General features: G+C 71.1%; 22 protein-coding genes. 11 read left to right on the top strand and 11 right to left on the bottom strand.

Annotated features, from left to right (window positions below; all coding sequences use genetic code 11):
- Positions 1 to 27 precede the first annotated feature (27 nt).
- Both ABT026_RS29260 and ABT026_RS29265 read left to right on the top strand, forming a co-directional pair.
- Entirely contained in the window at positions 28 to 924 is an 897-nt protein-coding gene (locus ABT026_RS29260) for a winged helix-turn-helix transcriptional regulator (RefSeq protein WP_351118227.1), read from the top strand.
- Positions 925 to 992: 68 nt separating this feature from the next.
- A complete protein-coding gene (locus ABT026_RS29265) occupies positions 993 to 1,352 on the top strand; it encodes a DUF2200 domain-containing protein (RefSeq protein WP_351118195.1) in 360 nt (119 codons plus the stop codon).
- Between the two features lie 109 nt (positions 1,353 to 1,461).
- Here the strand turns inward: ABT026_RS29265 and ABT026_RS29270 are convergent, their stop codons facing one another.
- From ABT026_RS29270 to ABT026_RS29305, 8 genes are all read right to left on the bottom strand, one after another.
- Positions 1,462 to 1,794, bottom strand: a complete 333-nt coding sequence (locus ABT026_RS29270; RefSeq protein ID WP_351118196.1) for a metal-sulfur cluster assembly factor — start codon at positions 1,792 to 1,794, stop codon at positions 1,462 to 1,464.
- Positions 1,791 to 2,255, bottom strand: coding sequence for a Fe-S cluster assembly sulfur transfer protein SufU (gene sufU, locus ABT026_RS29275; protein WP_351118197.1), 465 nt, complete (start codon positions 2,253 to 2,255; stop codon positions 1,791 to 1,793). Before sufU ends, ABT026_RS29270 begins: the two co-directional genes overlap by 4 nt.
- Positions 2,256 to 2,272: 17 nt before the next feature.
- A complete protein-coding gene (locus tag ABT026_RS29280) occupies positions 2,273 to 3,532 on the bottom strand; it encodes a cysteine desulfurase (RefSeq protein WP_351118198.1) in 1,260 nt (419 codons plus the stop codon).
- A complete protein-coding gene (sufC, locus tag ABT026_RS29285; protein WP_351118199.1) occupies positions 3,529 to 4,293 on the bottom strand; it encodes a Fe-S cluster assembly ATPase SufC in 765 nt (254 codons plus the stop codon). Before sufC ends, ABT026_RS29280 begins: the two co-directional genes overlap by 4 nt.
- Positions 4,294 to 4,300: 7 nt before the next feature.
- Positions 4,301 to 4,621, bottom strand: a complete 321-nt coding sequence (locus ABT026_RS29290; RefSeq protein WP_351118200.1) for a bifunctional 3-phenylpropionate/cinnamic acid dioxygenase ferredoxin subunit — start codon at positions 4,619 to 4,621, stop codon at positions 4,301 to 4,303.
- Positions 4,618 to 5,802 (bottom strand): Fe-S cluster assembly protein SufD, encoded by a 1,185-nt coding sequence (gene sufD, locus ABT026_RS29295; RefSeq protein WP_351118201.1) that lies wholly within the window; start codon positions 5,800 to 5,802, stop codon positions 4,618 to 4,620. The genes ABT026_RS29290 and sufD overlap by 4 nt, the downstream gene beginning before the upstream one ends.
- 78 nt (positions 5,803 to 5,880) lie before the next feature.
- On the bottom strand, positions 5,881 to 7,302 hold the full coding sequence (gene sufB / locus ABT026_RS29300; protein WP_351118202.1) for a Fe-S cluster assembly protein SufB: 1,422 nt from the start codon (positions 7,300 to 7,302) through the stop codon (positions 5,881 to 5,883).
- Positions 7,299 to 8,039: a helix-turn-helix transcriptional regulator gene (locus ABT026_RS29305; protein WP_351118203.1), complete on the bottom strand. Its 741-nt coding sequence runs from the start codon at positions 8,037 to 8,039 to the stop codon at positions 7,299 to 7,301. The genes sufB and ABT026_RS29305 overlap by 4 nt, the downstream gene beginning before the upstream one ends.
- A 159-nt stretch (positions 8,040 to 8,198) precedes the next feature.
- Between ABT026_RS29305 and ABT026_RS29310 the strand changes: the two genes are divergently transcribed.
- The 4 genes from ABT026_RS29310 (at position 8,199) to ABT026_RS29325 (ending at position 11,937) form a co-directional block, all read left to right on the top strand.
- Positions 8,199 to 9,068, top strand: a complete 870-nt coding sequence (locus ABT026_RS29310; RefSeq protein ID WP_351118204.1) for an AAC(3) family N-acetyltransferase — start codon at positions 8,199 to 8,201, stop codon at positions 9,066 to 9,068.
- A gap of 11 nt (positions 9,069 to 9,079) precedes the next feature.
- The gene (locus ABT026_RS29315) at positions 9,080 to 10,012 is read left to right on the top strand and encodes an ABC transporter ATP-binding protein (protein WP_351118205.1); all 933 of its coding nucleotides are present in this window, start codon (positions 9,080 to 9,082) and stop codon (positions 10,010 to 10,012) included.
- Positions 10,013 to 10,106: 94 nt separating this feature from the next.
- Positions 10,107 to 10,877, top strand: coding sequence for an ABC transporter permease (locus ABT026_RS29320; protein WP_351118206.1), 771 nt, complete (start codon positions 10,107 to 10,109; stop codon positions 10,875 to 10,877).
- Positions 10,878 to 10,932: 55 nt separating this feature from the next.
- Positions 10,933 to 11,937, top strand: coding sequence for a COX15/CtaA family protein (locus ABT026_RS29325; protein WP_351118207.1), 1,005 nt, complete (start codon positions 10,933 to 10,935; stop codon positions 11,935 to 11,937).
- Positions 11,938 to 12,128: 191 nt separating this feature from the next.
- Here ABT026_RS29325 and ABT026_RS29330 read toward each other — a convergent pair whose 3' ends face one another.
- Together ABT026_RS29330 and ABT026_RS29335 are read right to left on the bottom strand one after the other, a co-directional pair.
- Positions 12,129 to 12,485 (bottom strand): hypothetical protein, encoded by a 357-nt coding sequence (locus tag ABT026_RS29330; protein WP_351118208.1) that lies wholly within the window; start codon positions 12,483 to 12,485, stop codon positions 12,129 to 12,131.
- Positions 12,486 to 12,589: 104 nt separating this feature from the next.
- Positions 12,590 to 13,552: a heme o synthase gene (locus tag ABT026_RS29335; protein WP_351118228.1), complete on the bottom strand. Its 963-nt coding sequence runs from the start codon at positions 13,550 to 13,552 to the stop codon at positions 12,590 to 12,592.
- 538 nt (positions 13,553 to 14,090) lie between these two features.
- Between ABT026_RS29335 and tkt the strand changes: the two genes are divergently transcribed.
- Genes tkt through pgl form a run of 5 tightly spaced genes read left to right on the top strand, consistent with a single transcriptional unit; the run spans position 14,091 to position 20,737 of the window.
- On the top strand, positions 14,091 to 16,178 hold the full coding sequence (tkt, locus tag ABT026_RS29340; RefSeq protein WP_351118209.1) for a transketolase: 2,088 nt from the start codon (positions 14,091 to 14,093) through the stop codon (positions 16,176 to 16,178).
- Positions 16,179 to 16,212: 34 nt separating this feature from the next.
- On the top strand, positions 16,213 to 17,331 hold the full coding sequence (gene tal, locus ABT026_RS29345) for a transaldolase (RefSeq protein ID WP_351118210.1): 1,119 nt from the start codon (positions 16,213 to 16,215) through the stop codon (positions 17,329 to 17,331).
- Positions 17,332 to 17,334: 3 nt separating this feature from the next.
- Complete coding sequence (gene zwf, locus ABT026_RS29350) at positions 17,335 to 18,873, top strand: glucose-6-phosphate dehydrogenase (protein ID WP_351118211.1); 1,539 nt, start codon at positions 17,335 to 17,337, stop codon at positions 18,871 to 18,873.
- Positions 18,870 to 19,985 carry a glucose-6-phosphate dehydrogenase assembly protein OpcA gene (gene opcA / locus ABT026_RS29355; RefSeq protein WP_351118212.1) on the top strand — a complete coding sequence of 372 codons (1,116 nt, stop codon included), beginning with the start codon at positions 18,870 to 18,872 and terminating at the stop codon, positions 19,983 to 19,985. The genes zwf and opcA overlap by 4 nt, the downstream gene beginning before the upstream one ends.
- Positions 19,982 to 20,737 carry a 6-phosphogluconolactonase gene (gene pgl, locus ABT026_RS29360; protein ID WP_351118213.1) on the top strand — a complete coding sequence of 252 codons (756 nt, stop codon included), beginning with the start codon at positions 19,982 to 19,984 and terminating at the stop codon, positions 20,735 to 20,737. Before opcA ends, pgl begins: the two co-directional genes overlap by 4 nt.
- A 329-nt stretch (positions 20,738 to 21,066) precedes the next feature.
- On the opposite strand, the gene pgi is transcribed toward pgl, so the two are convergent.
- On the bottom strand, positions 21,067 to 22,719 hold the full coding sequence (gene pgi / locus ABT026_RS29365) for a glucose-6-phosphate isomerase (RefSeq protein WP_351118214.1): 1,653 nt from the start codon (positions 22,717 to 22,719) through the stop codon (positions 21,067 to 21,069).
- Positions 22,720 to 22,779 lie beyond the last annotated feature (60 nt).

Consider the following 22,779-nt stretch of genomic DNA (forward strand, 5'->3'; position numbering starts at 1 on the left):
CACGCCACCGAAGAAGCGAGCACCGCCATGGCCCAGCGCACCAGCTTGAACGACGCCTCCTGCGCCATCGCGCAGGCCCTGGACGTGGTCGGCGACTGGTGGACGCTGCTGATCGTGCGCGACACCGCCCGCGGACTGCACCGCTTCGAGGAGCTTCAGCGCGAGCTGGGCATGTCCCGCAAGGTGCTGGCCGAGCGGCTGCGGCTGCTCGTGGAGGCAGGCGTGCTCTCCCGGGAGCGGTACCAGGAACGGCCGGTCCGCCACGAGTACCGGCTGACACCGCGCGGGCGCGCCCTGCTGCCCGTGCTGATCGCACTCCAGGACTGGGGGGACACCTGGCTCCTGGGGGAGGGAGAGACCATGGCGACGGCGACCGAGGAGTCCGCGGAGGCGGCCCGCGTCCTGGCCCTGACCGGCACCAGGGTGCCCCCGCTGACCCTGACGGACCTGGACGGCGGACCGCGCGACCCGGTCTGTTCCGACACCCCGTTCACGGTCCTCTACTGCTTCCCCGGGGCCTACGCCCGCAAGGACGCCTATCCGCCGGGCTGGGCCGGCATCCCCGGCGCGCCGGGCTGCACCCTGGAGTCCTGCACCTACCGCGACAGCCTGGCCGAGTTCACCGCGGCGGGCGCGACCGTGCACGGCGTCTCCACCCAGCGCCCGGACGAGCAGCGGGCGTTCGCCGACGCGGAGGGCCTGCGCTTCCCGCTGCTGTCGGACGCGGGGCTGACCCTGACCGCGGCGTTGCGCCTGCCCACCTTCCGGGCTGGCGGGGTGAGCCGTCTGAAGCGGCTGACGCTGGTGGTGGACCGCGACCGCATCGTCCGTCGCGTCCTCTACCCGGTCACCGACGTGGTGGCGAGCGTGACGGAGGCCCTCCGGGTGGTCCGGGACGGTGGCGCGGCCCCGCTCGACGGCTGAACGGGCACGCCCCGCGGAACCTCCCGCGGAACTACAGTGGGGGCGACCGACGACGTGGGGAGCACACCGTGGCCGCCGACCGCATCAGGCGCATGACCTTCGCCTCCATCTACCCGCTGTACGTGACCAAGGTGGCGCGCAAGGGCCGCAGTGAGGACGAGCTCCGCCAGGTGATCACCTGGCTCACCGGCTACGACGACGCCGGACTGGACCGGGTCGCCGCCGACGGCACGGACCTGGAGACCTTCTTCGACCGGGCCCCCGCCATGAATCCGAACGCCTCGCTGATCACCGGCGTGATCTGCGGCCACCGGGTCGAGGAGATCGAGGACCCGCTGATGCAGCGGATCCGCTGGATGGACAAGCTCGTCGACGAGCTGGCCCGCGGCAAGAAGATGACGTCGATCCTGCGCGGCGGCACCGCCTGACGCGGCCGTCCCCCCGGACAACGGACAACGGCGAACGGCCCTTCCTCGGCCCCCGGCAAGGGGGTCGAGGAAGGGCCGTTCCGCCGTTCAGGCGCGGGTGCGGGCGGCGTCAGACGTTGAAGCCCAGCGCCCGCAGCTGCTCGCGGCCGTCGTCGGTGATCTTGTCCGGGCCCCACGGCGGCATCCAGACCCAGTTGATCCGCAGCTCGCTGACCAGGCCGTCGGTGGCCGACTTGGCCTGGTCCTCGATGACGTCGGTCAGCGGGCAGGCCGCCGAGGTCAGCGTCATGTCGATGGTCGCGATGTTCGCGTCGTCGACGTGCACGCCGTAGATCAGGCCCAGGTTGACGACGTCGATGCCCAGCTCGGGGTCGACGACGTCCAGCAGGGCCTCACGGACCTCTTCCTCCGAGGCGGGCTTCATCTCAACCGTCTCGCTCATGCGGGGGTCTCCTTGTCGGTGGCGCCCAGCGCCTGGGCGGTCGCGTCCTTCCAGGCCATCCAGCTCAGCAGCGCGCACTTCACCCGGGCCGGGTACTTGGAGACGCCGGCGAACGCGACCGCGTCCTCCAGCACCTCCTCCATGGCGTCGTCCGGCTCGATCTTCCCCTTGGACTGCATCAGCTCCAGGAAGGTCTCCTGGATCTCGCGCGCCTCGTCCAGCTCCTTGCCGACCAGCAGCTCGTTGAGCACGGACGCGGAGGCCTGGCTGATCGAGCAGCCCTGCCCCTCGTACGACACGTCGGTGACCTTCGTGCCGTCGTACTTCACGCGCAGGGTGATCTCGTCACCGCAGGTGGGGTTGACGTGGTGCACCTCGGCGTCGCCATCGCGCAGACCACGCCCGTGCGGGTTCTTGTAGTGGTCCAGGATGACGTCCTGGTACATCGAATCCAGCTTCACGGCTCCGCCGCGTCCTCTCAGCCGAAGAAGTTCCGTACGTGCTCCAGGCCGTCGACCAGGGCATCGACCTCGGCCGGCGTGGAGTACAGATAGAACGACGCTCGCGTGGTCGCGGGAATTCCGTACCGCAGGCAGACGGGCCGCGCGCAGTGGTGCCCGACCCGGACGGCGATGCCCTGCTCGTCGAGGACCTGGCCCACGTCGTGCGGGTGGATGTCGCCGAGCGTGAAGGAGATCGCCGCGCCGCGGTCCTCGGCCGTGGCCGGGCCGATGATCCGCAGGTCGGGGACCTCGATCAGGCGCTTGACCGCGTACTCGGTGATCGCCTTCTCGTGCGCGTGGATCTTCTCCATGCCGATGGCCGACAGGTAGTCGATCGCCGCGCCGAGACCGACCGCCTGCGCGATCGGCGGGGTGCCCGCCTCGAACTTGTGGGGCGCCGGGGCGTAGGTCGACGAGCTCATCGAGACCGTCTCGATCATCTCGCCGCCGCCGAGGAACGGGGGCAGGTCCTCCAGGAGCTCCTGGCGGCCCCAGAGAACGCCGATGCCGGTCGGGGCGCACATCTTGTGGCCGGTGAAGGCCACGAAGTCGGCGCCCAGGGCCTGCACGTCCAGCGGCATGTGCGGGGCGGCCTGGGAGGCGTCGACGCAGACCAGCGCGCCGACCTCCTGGGCCCGCCGCACGATCGCGTCGACCGGGTTGTGCGTGCCGAGGATGTTGGAGACCAGCACGAAGGAGACGATCTTCGTCTTCTCGGTGATGACCTCCTCGATGTTCGACAGGTCGAGGCGGCCGTCGTCGGTGAGGCCGAACCACTTCAGCTTCGCGCCCGTGCGCTGCGCCAGCAGCTGCCACGGCACGATATTGGAGTGGTGCTCCATCTCCGTGATGACGATCTCGGTGTCGCTGTCCACGCGGTAGGGCTCGTCGGCCCAGCCCAGCATGTTGGCGACCAGGTTGAGGGACTCGGAGGCGTTCTTGGTGAAGATCACCTCGTCGCGACTGGGGGCGTTGACGAACTCCGCCACCTTGTCGCGCGCGCCTTCGTACAGCGCCGTGGCCTCCTCGGCGAGCACGTGCACCCCGCGGTGGACATTGGCGTTGTGGCGCTCGTAGTAGGCGTTGAGGGCGTCGAGCACCTGACGCGGCTTCTGCGAGGTCGCGGCGTTGTCCAGGTACACGATCTTCCGCCCGTCGTGGACCTCGCGGTCCAGGAGGGGGAAGTCCTTGCGGATCGCCTCAAGGTCGTCGAGGAGGCCCGGCAGCTGTGTCACTCGGAAGCGCCACCCTTCGTGTAGGCCTCGTAGCCCTCGTTCTCCAGCTTGTCGGCGAGCTCGGGACCGCCGGACTCGACGATGCGGCCGTTCGCGAAGACGTGGACGTGGTCGGGCTTGATGTAGCGCAGGATGCGCGTGTAGTGCGTGATCAGCAGGGTGCCGACCTCGCCGCTCTCGCGGACCCGGTTGACGCCCTCGGAGACGACGCGCAGGGCGTCGACGTCGAGGCCGGAGTCCGTCTCGTCGAGGATCGCGATCTTCGGCTTGAGCAGCTCGAGCTGGAGGATCTCGTGGCGCTTCTTCTCACCGCCGGAGAAGCCCTCGTTGACGTTGCGCTCGGCGAAGGCGGGGTCCATGTTGAGGCGCTCCATGGCCTCCTTGACCTCCTTCACCCAGGTGCGCAGCTTGGGGGCCTCGCCGCGGATGGCGGTGGCGGAGGTGCGCAGGAAGTTCGACACGGAGACGCCGGGGACCTCGACCGGGTACTGCATGGCGAGGAACAGGCCGGCGCGGGCGCGCTCGTCGACGGACATCTCGATGACGTCCTCGCCGTCGAGGGTGACCGTGCCGCCGGTGATCGTGTACTTCGGGTGACCCGCCAGGGAGTAGGCGAGAGTCGACTTGCCGGAGCCGTTGGGGCCCATGATGGCGTGCGTCTCGCCCTGCTTCACGGTGAGGTCGACGCCCTTGAGGATCTCCTTCGTGGCGTTGTCGGCCTCGACGGTGACGTGCAGGTCTCGGATTTCAAGCGTTGCCATGGGTGCCTCAGGACTCCTGGGTGAGGGAGACGAGCACGTCGTCCCCTTCGATCTTTACGGGGTATACGGGGACGGGGCGCGTGGCGGGAAGGCCGGACGGCTTGCCGGTGCGGAGGTCGAACGCGGAGCCGTGCAGCCAGCACTCGATCCGGCAGTCCTCCACCTCGCCCTCGGCGAGGGAGACGTTCGCGTGCGAGCAGACGTCGTTGATCGCGAACACCTCGCCCTCGGTGCGCACGACGGCGACCGGCGTGCCGTCGAGTTCCACCCGCTTGGGGGTGTCCTCCTCCAGCTCGGCCAGCGCGCAGGCGCGTACGAAGGTCGTCATGCGACCGACGCCTCCAGCTCCTCGTCGATCTTGGCGAGCAGGCGCTCCTCGATGTCGTCGACACCGATCTGCTGGACCAGCTCGGCGAAGAAGCCGCGGACGACGAGGCGGCGGGCCTCGTACTCCGGGATGCCGCGGGCCATCAGGTAGAAGAGCTGCTCGTCGTCGAAGCGGCCGGTGGCGCTGGCGTGGCCGGCGCCGACGATCTCGCCGGTCTCGATCTCGAGGTTCGGCACGGAGTCGACGCGGGCGCCGTCGGTCAGAACCAGGTTGCGGTTCATCTCGTAGGTGTCGGTGCCCTCGGCAGCGGCCTCGATCAGCACGTCGCCGATCCACACCGCGTGGGCCTGCTCGCCCTGGAGGGCGCCCTTGTAGACCACGTTGGACTTGCAGTGCGGGATGTTGTGGTCGACGAGGAGGCGGTGCTCCTGGTGCTGGCCCTGGTCGGTGAAGTACAGGCCGAACAGCTCGGCCTCGCCGCCGGGACCGGCGTACTCGACGCGGGGGTGCAGGCGCACCACGTCGCCGCCGAAGGTGACGACGACGGACTTGAAGGAGGCGTCGCGGCCGACCAGCGCGTTGTGCTGGCCGACGTGGACGGCCTTCTCGTCCCAGTCCTGCACGGAGACGACGGTCAGCTTGGCGCCGTCGCCGAGGACGTACTCGACGTTGCCGGCGTAGACGGCGTCGCCGCTGTGGTCCACCACGACGACGGCCTCGGCGAACGCGCCCAGCTCGACCACGGTGTGGGAGTAGCAGGTGCCGCCCTGACCGGCGACGGTCACGCGGACCGGCTCGCTCAGCACGGCCTCCTTGGGCACGGTCACCACGGTGGCCTGCTCGAACGCCGAGTACGCCTGGGCGGCGACCCGGTCGACCGGCTTGCCGGCGCGGCCGAGGCGGGCGTCACCGCGGCCGACGGACTCCACCGTGACGCCCTCGGGGGCGTCGACGGTGACCTTCACGCCGTCGCCGGAGGCGGTGGCGGTCCCGTCGTGCAGACCGCGCAGGCGCGCCAGCGGGGTGAACCGCCACTCCTCCTCGCGGCCGTGCGGGACCGGGAAGTCCGCCACGTCGAAGGAGGGCGGCGCGCTCATGCGCGTGGCGACGGTCGACTCGGCGGCCACCGCGATGGATCCGGTGGTGGTCGAGCCCACCGGGAGGTTCTGAGCGTCAGCCATGGCTGTCGTCATGCTCGCTTTCGTTGCTTCAGGACTGTTCGTTGCTTCAGGACCGGACGGGTGGGGCGGGGGCCGGGGTCAGCCGACCGCGCCCTCCATCTGGAGCTCGATCAGCCGGTTGAGCTCGAGGGCGTACTCCATGGGCAGCTCCTTGGCGATCGGCTCGACGAAGCCGCGCACGATCATCGCCATCGCCTCGAACTCGGAGAGACCGCGGCTCATCAGGTAGAAGAGCTGGTCCTCGGAGACCTTGGAGACGGTCGCCTCGTGGCCCATGGACACGTCGTCCTCGCGGACGTCCACGTAGGGGTACGTGTCGGAGCGGGAGATCGTGTCGACCAGCAGCGCGTCGCAGAGCACGTTCGACTTGGAGCCGGGCGCGCCCTCGCCGATCTCGATCAGGCCGCGGTAGGAGGTGCGGCCGCCACCGCGCGCCACCGACTTGGAGACGATGTTCGACGACGTGTTCGGCGCCATGTGGACCATCTTCGCGCCGGCGTCCTGGTGCTGGCCCTCGCCCGCGAAGGCGATGGACAGGGTCTCGCCCTTGGCGTGCTCGCCCATCAGGTAGACGGCCGGGTACTTCATCGTCACCTTGGAGCCGATGTTGCCGTCGATCCACTCCATGGTCGCGCCCTCGTACGCCACGGCGCGCTTGGTGACCAGGTTGTAGACGTTGTTCGACCAGTTCTGGATGGTCGTGTAACGGCAGCGGGCGTTCTTCTTGACGATGATCTCGACGACCGCGGAGTGCAGCGAGTCCGACTGGTAGATCGGCGCGGTGCAGCCCTCGACGTAGTGCACGTAGGCGCCCTCGTCGACGATGATCAGGGTCCGCTCGAACTGGCCCATGTTCTCCGTGTTGATACGGAAGTAGGCCTGGAGCGGGATCTCGACGTGCACGCCCTTCGGCACGTAGATGAAGGAGCCGCCGGACCACACGGCCGTGTTCAGCGCGGCGAACTTGTTGTCGCCGGCCGGGATCACGGTGCCGAAGTACTCCTTGAAGAGCTCCGGGTGCTCCTTGAGCGCCGTGTCGGTGTCGAGGAAGATGACGCCCTGCTCCTCCAGGTCCTCGCGGATCTGGTGGTAGACGACCTCCGACTCGTACTGGGCGGCGACACCGGCGACCAGGCGCTGCTTCTCCGCCTCCGGGATGCCCAGCCGGTCGTAGGTGTTCTTGATGTCCTCGGGGAGCTCTTCCCAGGAGGTCGCCTGCTTCTCCGTGGAGCGCACGAAGTACTTGATGTTGTCGAAGTCGATGCCCGACAGGTCCGAGCCCCAGTTCGGCATGGGCTTCTTCTCGAAGAGGTTCAGACCCTTGAGGCGCAGCTTGGTCATCCACTCCGGCTCGGACTTCTTCGAGGAGATGTCGCGGACGACGTCCTCGTTGAGTCCTCGCTTGGCGGCGGCGCCGGCCGCGTCGGGGTCCGCCCAGCCGTACTCGTACTTACCCAGACCCTCGAGTTCGGGGTGGGCAGTCTCCGTGGGGAGAGTCATGCGGGGTTCCTCCCGGCCGTGCTCGTAGATGATGGATGACCACTGGTGGCGTGGTCGTCGATCCTGGAAATCTTGGGGATGAACGTCGTGCAGACGCCGTCACCGTGCGCGATCGTGGCCAGTCGCTGGACGTGGGTGCCGAGCAGTTCGGAGAAGATCTCCGTCTCGGCCTCGCACAGCTGCGGAAACTCCTCAGCGACATGGGCGACCGGGCAGTGATGCTGGCAGAGCTGCTCGCCGAGTTGCGGGGAGGGAGCGCTGCGCGCACTGGCAGCGTACCCGTCCGCGGACAGCGCTCTGGCCAGCGCCTCGGCCTTGTGCTCGGGCGGGACGGACTCCAGCGCCGTGCGGTAGGCGCCTGCCTGCGCGGCCAGCCGGGCACGTGCGAAAGCGGCCACCGCCCGCTCACCGCCCTCCTGGTCCGCGATCCAGCGCAGCGCGTCCTTGGCCAGCTGGTCGTACGACTGGTCGAAGGCGTCCCTGCCTCCGTCCGTCAGCACGAACACCTTCGCGGGTCGCCCGCGCGTGCGCGCGCCGTAGACCCGGCGCTCGCGGGCCTCGACCACCTCGTCGGCGACCAGCGCGTCCAGATGCCTGCGCACCGCGGCCTGGGTCAGCCGCAGGCGGCCGGCGAGTTCGGCGACCGTCGACGGGCCGTGGTCCAGGATGGAGCGCACGACCCGGTTGCGTGTGGAACGCTCCCCGGTCGCGGTTTCTTCCTGGCCGACGTTTTTCACAACGCCATTGTTGCGTAATTACCGGCGGACGGACAACCCGCGCCTCTCCGGCCCGGTGGTGCCCTTCATCACTTAGGTACACCTAACCTGACCTGCGGAAAGACGCGTTCCGGTAAATCGGGTTGCGGGACCGCCGAGGGCCCGAAGACCCTGCACCCCATGGCTTCCGAACCCGTCGCGGGCCCCCTGGTGACCCGTCCCTCGCTCGCCGCCGACCTGCGTTCCCTGGGTGTCCGCGCAGGTGGGACCCTGCTCGTCCACTCCTCCCTGAGCTCACTCGGGTGGGTGAACGGTGGCGCCGTCGCGGTCGTCCAGGCACTCCTGGACGCCGTCGGTCCGGAAAAAACCCTGGCGGTGCCCGCGCAGTCCGGCGCGCTGTCCGACCCGGCCTACTGGGAGAACCCGCCGATCCCCCGGGAGTGGTGGGAGACGGTCCGCGCCACCATGCCCCGCTACGACGCCGCGACCACTCCGGCGCAGCACATGGGCGTGATCGCGGAGACCGTGCGCGCCTGGCCGGGCGCGGTGCGCAGCGCGCATCCGCAGACCTCCTTCGCCGCCCTCGGCCGCCGCGCCGCCGAGATCGTCGAGGGCCACGCCGCCGACTGCGCGCTCGGCGAGCACAGCCCGCTGGCCCGGCTGGAGCGGCTCGGCGCCCGGGTGCTGCTGCTGGGCGTCGGCTACGACTCCTGCACCGCTCTGCACCTCGCCGAGTACCGGACGCCTTCCCCGGTGCTGGAGAGGCGAGGGCGGCCGGGCCCCGACGGGTGGGAGGTGGTGACCGACGTGGCGCTCGACTCCGACGACTTCGACCGGCTCGGCGAGGACCTCGAGCGGGATCGTCCGGGCCTGGTGGCGCACGGCCGGGCGGGGGCGGCGCGAGCCCGCCTGTTCCCGCTCGCCGACGCGGTGGCCTACGCGGAGGGCTGGCTGCGCGAGCACCGGCCCGCGGCGGACGGCGGGCACGGCCCCGCGGCGGACGCCGTCGATCCGGTACCCGGGGACGGGACGGGCGCCGCGCGAACCTAGACTCGTGTCCCATGCACAGCGATCCCGCGGCCCCCGTCGTCCAGATCCAGGCTCTGGTGAAACGGTACGGAACCAAGACCGCGGTGGACGGCCTCGACCTGGTGGCCCGGGCGGGCATCACCGCCGTCCTGGGCCCCAACGGCGCCGGCAAGACCACCACCGTCGAGACCTGTGAGGGCTACCGCCGCCCCGACGCGGGCACGGTCCGGGTCCTCGGGCTCGACCCCGTGCGCCAGGCCGCCGAGCTGCGGCCGCGGATCGGGGTGATGCTCCAGTCCGGCGGCGTGTACTCCGGCGCCCGCGCCGACGAGATGCTCCGCCACGTCGCGAAGCTGCACGCCCACCCGCTGGACGTCGACGCGCTGATCGAACGCCTCGGTCTCGGTTCCTGCGGCCGCACCTCCTACCGCCGGCTCTCCGGCGGCCAGCAGCAGCGGCTCGCGCTCGCCATGGCGGTCGTCGGCCGGCCGGAGCTGGTCTTCCTCGACGAGCCCACCGCCGGCCTCGACCCGCAGGCCCGCCGGGCCACCTGGGAGCTGGTGCGCGACCTGCGCGAGGACGGCGTGTCGGTCATCCTCACCACCCACCACATGGACGAGGCCGAGCAGCTCGCCGACGACGTCGCCATCGTCGACGCCGGCAAGGTGATCGCCCAGGGCTCCCCCGACCGGCTGTGCCGCGGGGGCGCCGAGAACACGCTGCGCTTCTCCGGCCGCCCCGGGCTGGACGTGGCCTCGCTCCTCAAGGCGCTGCCCTCCGGCTCCTTGGCCTCCGAGATCGTCCCCGGCTCCTACCGGGTCACCGGCGACGTGGGCCCCCAACTGCTGGCCACCGTCACCTCCTGGTGCGCCCAGCACGGGGTGATGCCGGAGCGGATCGCCGTCGAACGCCACACCCTGGAAGACGTGTTCCTGGAGCTCACCGGGAAGGAACTGCGGACGTGAACCACCCCTCGCACACCACGACCTCCGGCCGGGGGTCCGGGGGTCGTCCCCCGGGAGGACACAGCCTGGAGCTCACGGGCAAGGAGCTGCGCGCATGACCGCCACCGGGACCTACTCCCCCAGGCCGGGCGCCGCGCCGCTGGGCCGCATGATCGCCGCGCAGGCCGCGCTGGAGACGCGGATGCTGCTGCGCAACGGCGAGCAGCTGCTGCTCACCGTGGTGATCCCGACGCTGCTGCTGGTGCTGTTCAGCACCGTGGACATCGTCGACACCGGTGAGGGGAAGGCCGTGGACTTCCTGGCGCCCGGCGTGCTGGCACTGGCGGTGATGTCCACCGCCTTCACCGGCCAGGCCATCGCCACCGGCTTCGAGCGCCGCTACGGGGTCCTCAAGCGGCTGGCGGCGTCGCCGTTGCCGCGGTGGGGGCTGATGACCGCCAAGACGCTCTCGGTGCTGGTCACCGAGGTGCTGCAGATCGCGCTGCTCACCGTCATCGCCCTCGCGCTGGGCTGGTCCCCGCGGGGCAACCCCTTCGCGGTCTTCCTGCTGCTGGTGCTGGGCACCGCCGCCTTCTCCGGTCTCGGGCTGCTGATGGCCGGCACGCTGAAGGCCGAGGCAACCCTCGCGGCGGCCAACCTGGTCTTCCTGCTGCTGCTGGTCGGCGGCGGCGTGGTGGTGCCGCTGGAGAAGTTCCCCGAGGCCGCGCAGGCGGTGCTGGGGCTGCTGCCCATCGCCGCGCTCTCCGGCGGCCTGCGGGACGTGCTCCAGCACGGGGCCGGCATGCCGTGGGGCGATCTGGGGATCCTGGCCGTCTGGGCGGCGGTCGGCCTGGCCGCGGCGGGCCGTTTCTTCCGCTGGGAGTAACGTCACAGGGTTTCGGACGGACCCTCGTGAAAGCGTGCACAAGCCCCGTTCTACGATGGTGCGCGTGCCGAACGAGATTCCCGGCGGGCCGCTGACCGCGGTCCGCAACCCCCTTGCCTACATCGCCGCCCGCTGGACCCCCGATCCGCGGACCGTCCGCCGAGCGGCGTTCGTCGCGCTCGTCATGGCGGTGGTCATCGTGGTCACCGGCGGCGCCGTCCGGCTGACCGGCTCCGGCCTCGGCTGCCCGACCTGGCCCAAGTGCACCGCCGACTCGCTCGCCACCACGCGGGAGATGGGCTGGCACGGTGTCATCGAGTTCGGCAACCGGCTGCTGACGTACGTGCTGTGCGCGGCGGTCGGCTGGGCGATCATCGCCGCCCGCTCCACCAAGCCGTTCCGGCGGGAGCTGACCCGCCTCGGCTGGCTGCAGTTCTGGATCGTGATGGGCAACGCGGTGCTCGGCGGCATCGTGGTGCTGGTCGGTCTCAACCCGTACACGGTGGCCGCGCACTTCCTGCTCTCCTCCGCGTTGATCGCGGCGGCCACGGTGATGTGGCACCGGGCCGGCGAGGGCGACGCCGCGCCGCGCCCCCTGGCGGCGCCGCCGCTGCGGCGGCTGACCTGGGCGCTGGTGGTGGTGTCCGCGCTGCTGATCGCCGTCGGCACGGTGGTCACGGGCGCGGGACCGCACGCGGGTGACTCCAGTGACGTGCCGCGGATGCCGCTGGACTGGGAGTCGGTGACCCGTGCGCACGCGGTGCTGGCCTGGCTGACGGTGCTGCTCACGGCGGCGCTGTGGGTGGGGCTGAAGCTGTTCGACTCCCCTCGGGTGACGCTGGCGCGGACCCGGGACCTGTTCCTGGTGCTGCTGGGCCAGGGCCTGATCGGGTACGTCCAGTACTTCCTGGACCTGCCGGAGCTGCTGGTGGGGCTGCACATGGGGGGCTCCGCGCTGGTGTGGATCTTCACCCTGCGGGTGCTGCTGGCGATGCGCGAGCGTCCCGCCACGGAGCCCGACGCGGTCCCGGCCTCCTCCGCGGAGCCCGTCCCCGCGTAACTCCCCCACGACGCACTCCCCTGTGCCCCGCTGCGACCTCCGCGGCGGGGCACAGCGCGTTCCCCCGGCCTTCCGCGGTGCGGGCCCGCGCCTGTGCACCCAGGAGGCCCGGCGAGGGCCCTGGAAACGCCGGAGCCGCCTCGCGGGCCGGCGCGGGTGCGCCGGGGCGGGGCGGCTCGGGCGGGGAGGGCTCAGGCGGGATTCTTGGGGCCGCCGAGCTGGATGCCGGCCATCCGGGACCACTCGTACGGGCCCGTCCTGACCTTCGCGGCGAACTCCCCGTCGAAGTCCTCGTGGACGGTGATGCCCGCCTTGGTGACGGCCGCGACGGCCACCTCGTACGTGGGGGCCACCAGGTCGCCCCACTCGCCGTCCTCGCCCACCAGGACGATCCGCGCCCCCTTGCGGCCGAGGTGCGCCACCTGGCCCTCCGCGCCGCCGTGCTGCGCGGCGAAGGACCCGATCTGCTTGGCGAGCTTCGCGGCGCGCCGCTCACCGTGCGCGTCCGCCGGGGCGGCCGCCTCGTCAACCTGCTGCGTGTCTGCCATGGTCAGGATGCTACCGACGGGTAGTGAAAGCGGCGACGCGAGGGGCGGGTGGCGTTGGCCACCCGCCCCTCGCGTCGGGGCGAAGCATTGCGGAACGGACCGCGTCAGCGCAGGAAGGGGTCGACGGCGACGGCGACGAAGAGCACCGAGACGTAGGTGATCGACCAGTGGAACAGCCGCATCTCCTTGAGCTTCCCGCCGGTGACCTCCGCCTTGGCGCGGCCCTGGAGCGCGTGGGCCTCCCACAGCCACCAGCCGCCCGCGGCCAGCGCGACCGCGGTGTAGAACCAGCCGGTGTAGCCCAGCGGCGTCAGCAGCAGCGAGACCGCGACCATGACCCAGCTGTAGACGACGATCTGCCGGGCGACGACCTTGTTGGAGGCCAGTACCGGCAGCATCGGCACGCCCGCCCGCGCGTAGTCGTCCTTGACCTTCATCGACAGCGGCCAGTAGTGCGGCGGCGTCCAGAAGAAGATGACGAGGAAGAGGACGACCGGCGCCCAGGAGAGGGAGTCGGTGACCGCGGACCAGCCGATCAGCACCGGCATGCAGCCGGCGATGCCGCCCCAGACGATGTTCTGCGCCGTGCGGCGCTTGAGGATCATCGTGTAGACGACGACGTAGAAGAAGAGCGCGCCGAGCGAGAGCCAGGCGGACAGCCAGTTGACCGTGAGCCCGAACAGCAGGGTGGAGACCGCGGCCAGGGTGAGGCCGAAGGCGAGGCACTCGCGCGGACTCACCATGCCGGTGACCAGCGGACGCTGCGAGGTGCGGTCCATGAGCGCGTCGATGTCGCGGTCGTACCACATGTTCAGCGCGTTGGCGCCGCCCGCGGAGAGGTACCCGCCGAGGCAGGTCAGCAGCACGAGCGAGAGGTCGGGGACGCCCTGCTCGGCCAGGAACATCACCGGAACGGTGGTGATGAGCAGCAGCTCGATGATCCGCGGCTTGGTGAGCGCCACGAAGGCCATGACCCGGGCCCGGACCGGCCGGCGGTTGGGCCTCGGGCTGCTCGTGCTCGCCCCGGACACCGCCGCTGGACGGGATTCAACGGCCGTCACGCACACCCCTGACAGAGACATCCCAGCGAGCCCTCGCCGAATCGGACCTGTCGGAAAGGTCCGGCGAAGGCTCGCGCGTACCACGCCACTCTAGACGTTGCCCAGACCCCACGATTCGCGGGGGTGCTGTCGTGTTGGGAGCACCGGCCGGGGAACCCGGCGGGGGAGGCTTCCGCGCCCCGCGGCAGGCCTCGTGTCCAAACCGGCGTCGGGCCGCCGCGACGGACCGCTCGACGGGCACGACGACGGACCCGGCGACGGGCATGACGAGGGGCCTGGCGGAGGCCTCGCCGAGGACCCGCGGAGGCCCTCGCGAGGGCCTCGTCGTTCGCCCATGTGAGCGGCTTCGTTCGCAGAAGAAATGCCCATGTGAGCGGGTGTGAACGCAGAAGAATCGGGGCTGTGGCCACACTCTGGTCACAGGGGAGAAGGCCGTGTTTGCACGGGATAGGCTCGACCCGCCGGCGGCTCGGAACCCGTCGGTGGGACCGGTGGGCGCACACCTCACCGGCATTAGACATGTGGAGAGGAGCCCTGACCCAGGGTGAGCAACAAGCCGACCACCACAGCCCTCGAGTGGACAGAGCTGGACCGGCGCGCGGTGGACACCGCGCGCATCCTGGCCGCCGACGCCGTACAGAAGGTCGGCAACGGCCATCCCGGTACGGCCATGAGCCTCGCGCCGGCGGCGTACACGCTGTTCCAGAAGGTCATGCGCCACGACCCCACCGACGCCGACTGGGTGGGCCGTGACCGCTTCGTCCTCTCGGCGGGGCACTCGTCCCTGACCCTCTACACCCAGCTCTACCTGGCCGGCTTCGGCCTTGAGCTGGACGACCTGAAGGCCTTCCGCACCTGGGGCTCCAAGACCCCCGGTCACCCGGAGTACGGCCACACCACCGGCGTGGAGACCACCACCGGCCCGCTGGGCCAGGGCGTGGCGAACGCGGTCGGCATGGCGATGGCCTCCCGCTACGAGCGCGGCCTGTTCGACCCCGAGGCGGCGCCGGGCGAGTCGCCCTTCGACCACTTCGTCTTCTGCGTCGCCGGCGACGGCTGCCTCCAGGAGGGCATCGCCGCCGAGGCCTCCTCCATGGCGGGCCACCAGAAGCTGGGCAACCTGGTCCTGCTGTGGGACGACAACCACATCTCGATCGAGGGCGACACGGAGACCGCGGTCTCCGAGGACGTCTGCAAGCGGTACGAGGCCTACGGCTGGCACGTCCAGCGGGTCGAGCCGCAGGAGAACGGCGACCTGGACCCGGCCGCGATCTACGAGGCCGTCCAGGCCGCGAAGGCCGTGACCGACCGGCCTTCCTTCATCGCGATGCGCTCCATCATCGCCTGGCCCGCCCCGAACGCGCAGAACACCGAGGCCGCGCACGGCTCGGCGCTCGGCGACGACGAGGTCGCGGCGACCAAGCGCGTGCTGGGCTTCGACCCGGAGCAGACCTTCGAGGTCTCCGACGAGGTCATCGGCCACACCCGCAAGGCCGTGGACCGCGGCCGGGACGCCCGCGCGGAGTGGGACAAGCAGTTCCAGGCGTGGCGCGAGGCCAACCCGGAGCGGGCCGCCGAGTTCGACCGCATCGCCGCGGGCGAGCTGCCGGCCGGCTGGGAGGAGAAGCTCCCGGTCTTCGAGGCGGGCACCTCGGTGGCTACCCGTGCCGCCTCGGGCAAGGTGCTTCAGGCGCTCGGCTCGGTCGTACCGGAGCTGTGGGGCGGCTCGGCCGACCTCGCCGGCTCCAACAACACCACGATCGACAAGACGAGCTCCTTCCTCCCGAAGGGCAACCCGCTGCCGGAGGCCGACCCGTACGGCCGCACCATCCACTTCGGCATCCGTGAGCACTCCATGGGCGCCGAGATGAACGGCATCGCCCTGCACGGCAACACGCGCGTCTACGGCGGCACCTTCCTGGTGTTCTCCGACTACATGCGCAACGCCGTCCGCCTGTCCGCGCTGATGCACCTGCCGGTGACCTTCGTGTGGACGCACGACTCGATCGGTCTCGGCGAGGACGGCCCGACCCACCAGCCGGTGGAGCACCTGGCCTCGCTGCGCGCCATCCCGGGCCTGAACATCGTCCGTCCTGCCGACGCCAACGAGACGGCGCTCGCCTGGCGCGAGATCCAGCGCCGCTGGACCAAGGAGTTCGGCAAGGGCGCCCCGCACGGTCTGGCGCTCACCCGCCAGGGCGTGCCGGTGTACGAGGCGAACGAGGACACCGCCCGCGGCGGCTACGTGCTGAAGGACGCCGAGGGTGGCGAGCCCCAGGTCGTGCTGATCGCCACCGGCTCCGAGGTGCACCTGGCCGTCGAGGCCCGCGAGCAGCTCCAGGCGGAGGGCGTCCCGACCCGGGTCGTCTCCATGCCGTCCGTGGAGTGGTTCGACGAGCAGGACCAGGCGTACCGGGACAGCGTGCTGCCCCCGTCCGTGAAGGCGCGGGTCGCGGTCGAGGCCGGTGTCGGCCTGACCTGGCACCGCTTCGTGGGCGACGCCGGCCGGATCGTCTCGCTGGAGCACTTCGGCGCCTCCGCCGACGCGAAGGTGCTGTTCCGCGAGTACGGCTTCACGGCCGAGAACATCGCCGCCCAGGCCCGGGAATCCCTCGCCGCCGCCCAGCGCTGACGCTGATACCGATCAAGTAGGAGATGCAAAACTCATGACAGACGCACTCAAGCGCCTCTCCGACGAGGGTGTGGCGATCTGGCTGGACGACCTGTCCCGCAAGCTGATCTCCTCCGGGGCCCTGCAGGAGCTGATCGACGACCAGCACGTGGTCGGTGTCACCACCAACCCGTCGATCTTCCAGAAGGCGATCTCCGAGGGTGACGGCTACGACACCCAGCTCACCGACCTCGCCGCCCGCAAGGTGACGGTCGAGGAGGCGATCCGGATGATCACGACGGCGGACGTCCGCGACGCGGCCGACGTGCTGCGCCCCGTCTTCGACGCCACCGACGGCCGTGACGGCCGGGTGTCGATCGAGGTCGACCCCCGTCTGGCGCACGACGAGCGGGCCACGGTCGCCGAGGCCAAGCAGCTGGCCTGGCTGGTGGACCGCCCGAACACGCTGATCAAGATCCCGGCGACCCTGGCGGGCCTGCCCGCGATCACCGACGTCATCGGTCTGGGCATCAGCGTCAACGTCACGCTGATCTTCTCCCTCGAGCGCTACCGCCAGGTGATGGACGCCTACCTGGCCGGTCTGGAGAAGGCCAAGGAGCGCGGCCTGGACCTGTCGAAGATCCACTCCGTGGCCTCCTTCTTCGTCTCCCGGGTCGACACCGAGATCGACAAGCGGATCGACGCCCTGGGCACCGACGACGCCAAGGCCGCCCGCGGCAAGGCCGCCCTGGCCAACGCCCGTTTGGCCTACCAGGCGTACGAGGAGGTCTTCGGCTCCGAGCGCTGGAACGCCCTGGAGCGCGCGGGCGCCAATCGCCAGCGCCCGCTGTGGGCCTCCACCGGCGTCAAGGACAAGGCGTACAAGGACACCCTGTACGTCGACGACCTGGTCGCGCCCAACACGGTGAACACCATGCCGGGCGGCACCCTCGAGGCCGTGGGCGACCACGGTCAGATCACCGGCGACACGGTCACCGGCACCTACGAGCAGGCGCGCGCCGACCTGGACGCCGTCGAGGCCCTGGGCATCTCGTACGACGAGGTCGTCGAGCTGCTGGAGAAGGAGGGCGTCGAGAAGTTCGAGGCCGCCTGGAACGACCTGCTGAACTCGACCAAGGCCGAGCTCGAGCGGCTCGCCCCCTCGGAGGCCTAGACCTTGTCACCCTCTCCTGTCACCGGAGCGAACCCGCTCCGTGACGCCCTGGACCGACGGCTCCCGCGTATCGCGGGGCCGTCGGGCCTGGTGATCTTCGGCGTCACGGGCGACCTGTCCCGCAAGAAGCTGATGCCGGCGGTGTACGACCTCGCGAACCGTGGTCTGCTGCCGCCGGGTTTCTCCCTGGTGGGCTTCGCCCGCCGTGAGTGGGCGGACGAGGACTTCGCCCAGGTGGTCCACGACGCCGTCAAGGAGCACTCCCGCACGCCGTTCCGCGAGGAGGTCTGGCAGCAGCTGGCCCAGGGCATGCGGTTCGTCCAGGGTTCCTTCGACGACGACGCGTCCTTCGAGTCGCTGCGCGACACCATCGACGAGCTGAACCGCGCCCAGGGCACCGGCGGAAACTTCGCCTTCTACCTGTCCGTCCCGCCCGGGTCCTTCCCGGTGGTCATCCAGCAGCTGAAGAAGCACGGCCTGGCCGACCAGAACGACGGCGCCTGGCGCCGCGCGGTGATCGAGAAGCCGTTCGGCCACGACCTGAAGTCGGCCGAGGAGCTCAACTCCCTGGTCCACGAGGTGTTCCAGCCGGAGCAGGTCTTCCGCATCGACCATTACCTCGGCAAGGAGACCGTCCAGAACATCCTGGCGCTCCGCTTCGCCAACCAGATGTTCGAGCCGCTGTGGAACCGGTCCTACGTGGACCACGTGCAGATCACCATGGCCGAGGACATCGGCATCGGCGGCCGGGCCGGGTACTACGACGGTATCGGCGCGGCCCGTGACGTCATCCAGAACCACCTGCTGCAGCTGCTCGCCCTGACCGCGATGGAGGAGCCCGCCTCCTTCGACGCGGACGCGCTGGCCGCCGAGAAGACCAAGGTCCTCGGCGCGGTGCGGCTCCCCTCCGACCTGGGCGCCTCCACGGTGCGCGCCCAGTACACGGCGGGCTGGCAGGGCGGCGCGAAGGCCGTCGGCTACCTGGAGGAGGAGGGCATCGACCAGTCCTCCCGGACCGACACCTACGCGGCGATCAAGCTGGAGATCGACAACCGCCGCTGGGCGGGCGTCCCCTTCTACCTGCGCGCCGGCAAGCGGCTGGGCCGCCGGGTCACCGAGATCGCGGTGGTCTTCCAGCGCGCCCCGCACTCCCCGTTCGGCCACACGGCCACCGAGGAGCTCGGGCAGAACGCCATGGTGATCCGGGTGCAGCCCGACGAGGGCATGACGGTCCGGTTCGGCTCCAAGGTGCCGGGCACCTCGATGGAGATCCGGGACGTCTCGATGGACTTCGCCTACGGCGAGTCGTTCACCGAGTCCAGCCCGGAGGCCTACGAGCGGCTGATCCTCGACGTCCTGCTCGGCGACGCCAACCTCTTCCCCCGCACGGAGGAGGTGGAGCTCTCCTGGAAGATCCTCGACCCGATCGAGCAGTTCTGGGACGCCGAGGGAGCTCCCGCCCAATATCCGGCCGGAACCTGGGGACCCGCAGAAGCGGACGAGATGCTCGCACGAGACGGACGGAGCTGGCGCCGGCCATGAAGATCGACCTCACCGACACCACGGCCAGCAAGATCAACAAGGCGCTGGTCCAGGGCCGCCGCGCCCTGGGCGCCCCCGCCGTCGGCATGGTGCTCACCCTGGTCGTCGTCACCGACGAGGAGAACGCCTACGACGCCATGAAGGCGGCGTCGGAGGCCTCGCACGAGCACCCCGCGCGGCTGATCGCGGTCATCAAGCGGCACGCCCGCTCCCCGCGCGACCGCACCCAGTCCCGCCTCGACGCCGAGGTGCGGCTGGGCGCGGACGCCGGGGCCGGCGAGACGGTGGTGCTGCGGCTCTACGGCGAGGTGGTCAACCACGCCCAGTCCGTGGTGCTGCCGCTGCTGCTGCCGGACGCCCCCGTGGTGGTCTGGTGGCCGATAAACGCGCCGCTGGACCCGGCGAAGGACCCGCTGGGCGCACTGGCCCAGCGCCGGGTGACGGACACCTACGCGTCGGAGGACCCGGTCGGCGAGCTGCGCGCGCTGTCCGACGCCTACACCCCCGGCGACACCGACCTGTCGTGGACCCGGATCACCCCGTGGCGGTCGATGCTGGCCGCCGCGCTCGACCAGGTCTCCTGCCAGGTCAAGGCCGTCGAGGTCGAGGGCGAGGAGTTCAACCCGAGCTGCGAGCTGCTGGCGATGTGGCTGGCCGAGCGCCTCGACGTGCCGGTGCGCCGCCTGCGTTCCGCCGGGCCCGGGCTGACCGGCGTCCGGATGGACACCAACTGCGGCCGGATCACCCTGGACCGCGCCGACGGCACCCTGGCCACCCTCGGCATCGAGGGCCAGCCGGACCGCCAGGTGGCGCTCAAGCGGCGGGAGACCTCGGAGCTGATCGCCGAGGAACTGCGGCGGCTGGACCCCGACGAGACGTACGCCGCCACCCTGCAGTACGGGGTGGACCGGCTCTACGCCGGGGCGGACGCCGCCGACGCCTTCGGCGGGAAGGGTGCGGAGGGCGTCCCGGCGGAGGGAGTCCCCGCGCAGAACGCCTCCGGGGCGGGCGACGCGGAAGCGGTCCAGGTACCCGAGGAGGACGTCGTGAAGGGTCCCGCGAAGCGGACCGCCAAGCGCGGTCCCGCCGTGAAGCGGGCGGCGGCCAAGTGAGCGGGGTCGAGGCGCGGCTGCTGGTCCACCGCGACAAGGACCTGATGGCGCGGGCCGCCGCGGCGCGGTTCATCACCGCCGTGGTCGACGCCCAGGCCGAACGGGGGCACGCCTCGGTGGTGCTGACCGGCGGCCGCAACGGCAACGGGCTGCTGGCCGCGCTGGCCGCCTCGCCCGCGCGGGACGCCGTGGACTGGGCCCGCCTGGACCTGTGGTGGGGCGACGAGCGGTACCTGCCGGCCGGGGACCCGGAGCGCAACGTCACGCAGGCCCGTGAGGCGCTGCTGGACGCGGTCCCGGTGGACCCGGCGCGGGTGCACGCGATGCCGGCCTCCGACGGGCCGCACGGCGACGACGTCGAGGCTGCGGCCGCCGCCTACGCGCAGGAGCTGGCGCTGGCCGCCGGGGACGGCGCGGCGGTGCCGGAGTTCGACGTGCTGATGCTGGGCGTCGGGCCCGACACCCATGTCGCCTCCCTCTTCCCGGGGCTGCCCGGGGTGCGGGAGGCCGAGCGCACGGTGGTCGCCGTGCGGGAGGCGCCGAAGCCGCCGCCGGTGCGGGTGTCGCTGACGCTGCCGGCGATCCGGGCGGCGCGTCAGGTGTGGCTGCTCGCGGCGGGCGAGGACAAGGCGGAGGCCGCGGCGACGGTTCTGCGCGGCGGGATCGACCCTGCCGAGGCGCCCGCGGCGGGGGTGCACGGCCGTGAGGCCACGGTGTGGCTCCTCGACGCGGCGGCCGCGTCCAAGCTGTAGCCCTGGCTCTGCCGAAGCCCCCGGTGCCCGATTTCCGGCGCCGGGGGCTTCGCTGTGCTTGCGCCCTGGTGCGGGTCAGGTCCCGTGCGTACGTGACGGCCTGCGCCCACCGTGCCGCCCGTGCCGCCCGCAGAGGGTGCTGGGCAGCCGGTTCACCCTGCGGGCAATCGTGCCGCTGGGGCGGCACAGGTGGGCGCAGACCCGCACGTGACCGCGGGACGGCTCGCCGGGCGGGCCAGGGGTCCGGGGCGGAGCCCCGGTTCGGGGAAGGGGCGAAGCTGGGTGAGGGAACAGCCCCGGCGCAGCGGTTCCGGCGGCGGAGACCCGGGTCAGCGGCCGCGCAGCTCCCGGTACGTGGCGACCAGGGCCTTGGTGGACCCGTCCAGCCCCGGCACGTCGGCCCCCTCCGTGAGCGCCGGCTCCACCCGCTTGGCGAGGACCTTGCCCAGCTCGACGCCCCACTGGTCGAAGGAGTCGATGTCCCACACCGCGCCCTGGACGAACACCTTGTGCTCGTAGAGCGCGACCAACTGCCCCAGCACGGACGGCGTGAGCGACTCCGCCAGGATCGTGGTCGTCGGGTGGTCGCCCAGGAACACGCGGTGCGGCACCAGTTCCTCGGCGACGCCCTCCGCCCGGACCTCCTCCGGCGTCTTGCCGAAGGCCAGCGCCTGCGTCTGGGCGAAGAAGTTCGCCATCAACAGGTCGTGCTGCGCCTCGAGTTCGGGGCTGAGCCCTTCCACCGGGCGGGCGAAGCCGATGAAGTCGGCGGGGATCAGCTTGGTGCCCTGGTGGATCAACTGGTAGTACGCGTGCTGCCCGTTGGTGCCGGGCGTGCCCCAGACCACCGGCCCGGTCTGCCACTCCACCGGCCGCCCGTCGCGGGCCACGTACTTGCCGTTGGACTCCATGTCCAGCTGCTGCAGGTAGGCCGTGAACTTCGACAGGTAGTGGCTGTAGGGCAGGACCGCGTGCGACTGGGCGTCGTGGAAGTTGTTGTACCAGATGCCCAGCAGGCCGAGCAGCAGCGGTGCGTTCTCCTCCGGCGGGGCGGTGCGGAAGTGCTCGTCGACCAGGTGGAAGCCCTCGAGCATCTCGCGGAAGCGGTCCGGGCCGATCGCGATCATCAGCGACAGGCCGATCGCCGAGTCGTAGGAGTAACGGCCGCCGACCCAGTCCCAGAACGCGAACATGTTCTCGGTGTCGATGCCGAACTCGGAGACCTTGCCGGCGTTGGTGGACAGCGCCACGAAGTGCTTGGCCACCGCCTCTTGGCCGGCGCCCAGCCGCTCCAGCAGCCAGGTCCGCGCGGAGGTGGCGTTGGTGACCGTCTCGATGGTGGTGAAGGTCTTGGAGGCGACGATGAACAGCGTCTCCTCGGCGTCCAGGTCCTGCAGCGCCTCGTGCAGGTCGGCGCCGTCGACGTTGGAGACGAACCGGAAGGTGAGCGAGCGGTCGGTGTACGAGCGCAGCGCCTCGTAGGCCATCGCCGGGCCCAGGTCGGAGCCGCCGATGCCGATGTTCACCACGTTGCGGATGCGCCGGCCGGTGTGGCCGGTCCAGTCGCCGGAGCGGACCCGGTCGGCGAAGCCGGCCATCTTCTTCAGGACGGTGTGCACCTCCGGGACGACGTCGGCTCCGTCCACCTCGACGGAGGCGTCGCGGGGCGCGCGGAGCGCGGTGTGCAGGACCGCCCGGTCCTCGGTGATGTTGATCTTCTCGCCGCGGAACATGGCGTCCCGCAGCCCGAAGACGTCACGGGCGGCGGCGAGGTCGCGCAGCAGGCGCAGCGTCTCGTCGGTGATCAGGTGCTTGGAGTAGTCGATGTGCAGGTCGCCCACCCGCAGGGTGTACGCCGGCCCGCGGCCGGGCTCCGCGTCGAACAGTTCGCGCAGCCGCACCTCGCCGAGCGCCTCGCGGTGCTTGGCCAGAGCGTTCCACTCCGGCAGCCGGTTGAGCCTCGGACGGCTCTCTGCGTTCATCGACTCTGCCCTCTTTCGTGCCTGCAATGCCTGCAAGGTGTGCGGGCCGCGTACCCGTGC

This window comes from Streptomyces sp. NPDC002734, assembly GCF_040295685.1.
Taxonomy (GTDB): Bacteria; Actinomycetota; Actinomycetes; order Streptomycetales; family Streptomycetaceae; genus Streptomyces.

Excerpts from the sequence above, each read along its gene's own strand:
- ABT026_RS29260 (WP_351118227.1), top strand. The coding sequence starts at position 28 with ATGGCCCAGCGCACCAGCTTGAACGACGCCTCCTGCGCCATCGCGCAG.
- ABT026_RS29270 (WP_351118196.1), bottom strand. The coding sequence starts at position 1,794 with ATGAGCGAGACGGTTGAGATGAAGCCCGCCTCGGAGGAAGAGGTCCGT.
- sufC (WP_351118199.1), bottom strand. The coding sequence starts at position 4,293 with ATGGCAACGCTTGAAATCCGAGACCTGCACGTCACCGTCGAGGCCGAC.
- ABT026_RS29290 (WP_351118200.1), bottom strand. The coding sequence starts at position 4,621 with ATGACGACCTTCGTACGCGCCTGCGCGCTGGCCGAGCTGGAGGAGGAC.
- sufD (WP_351118201.1), bottom strand. The coding sequence starts at position 5,802 with ATGGCTGACGCTCAGAACCTCCCGGTGGGCTCGACCACCACCGGATCC.
- sufB (WP_351118202.1), bottom strand. The coding sequence starts at position 7,302 with ATGACTCTCCCCACGGAGACTGCCCACCCCGAACTCGAGGGTCTGGGT.
- ABT026_RS29310 (WP_351118204.1), top strand. The coding sequence starts at position 8,199 with ATGGCTTCCGAACCCGTCGCGGGCCCCCTGGTGACCCGTCCCTCGCTC.
- ABT026_RS29315 (WP_351118205.1), top strand. The coding sequence starts at position 9,080 with ATGCACAGCGATCCCGCGGCCCCCGTCGTCCAGATCCAGGCTCTGGTG.
- ABT026_RS29320 (WP_351118206.1), top strand. The coding sequence starts at position 10,107 with ATGACCGCCACCGGGACCTACTCCCCCAGGCCGGGCGCCGCGCCGCTG.
- ABT026_RS29325 (WP_351118207.1), top strand. The coding sequence starts at position 10,933 with ATGGTGCGCGTGCCGAACGAGATTCCCGGCGGGCCGCTGACCGCGGTC.
- ABT026_RS29330 (WP_351118208.1), bottom strand. The coding sequence starts at position 12,485 with ATGGCAGACACGCAGCAGGTTGACGAGGCGGCCGCCCCGGCGGACGCG.
- tal (WP_351118210.1), top strand. The coding sequence starts at position 16,213 with ATGACAGACGCACTCAAGCGCCTCTCCGACGAGGGTGTGGCGATCTGG.
- opcA (WP_351118212.1), top strand. The coding sequence starts at position 18,870 with ATGAAGATCGACCTCACCGACACCACGGCCAGCAAGATCAACAAGGCG.
- pgi (WP_351118214.1), bottom strand. The coding sequence starts at position 22,719 with ATGAACGCAGAGAGCCGTCCGAGGCTCAACCGGCTGCCGGAGTGGAAC.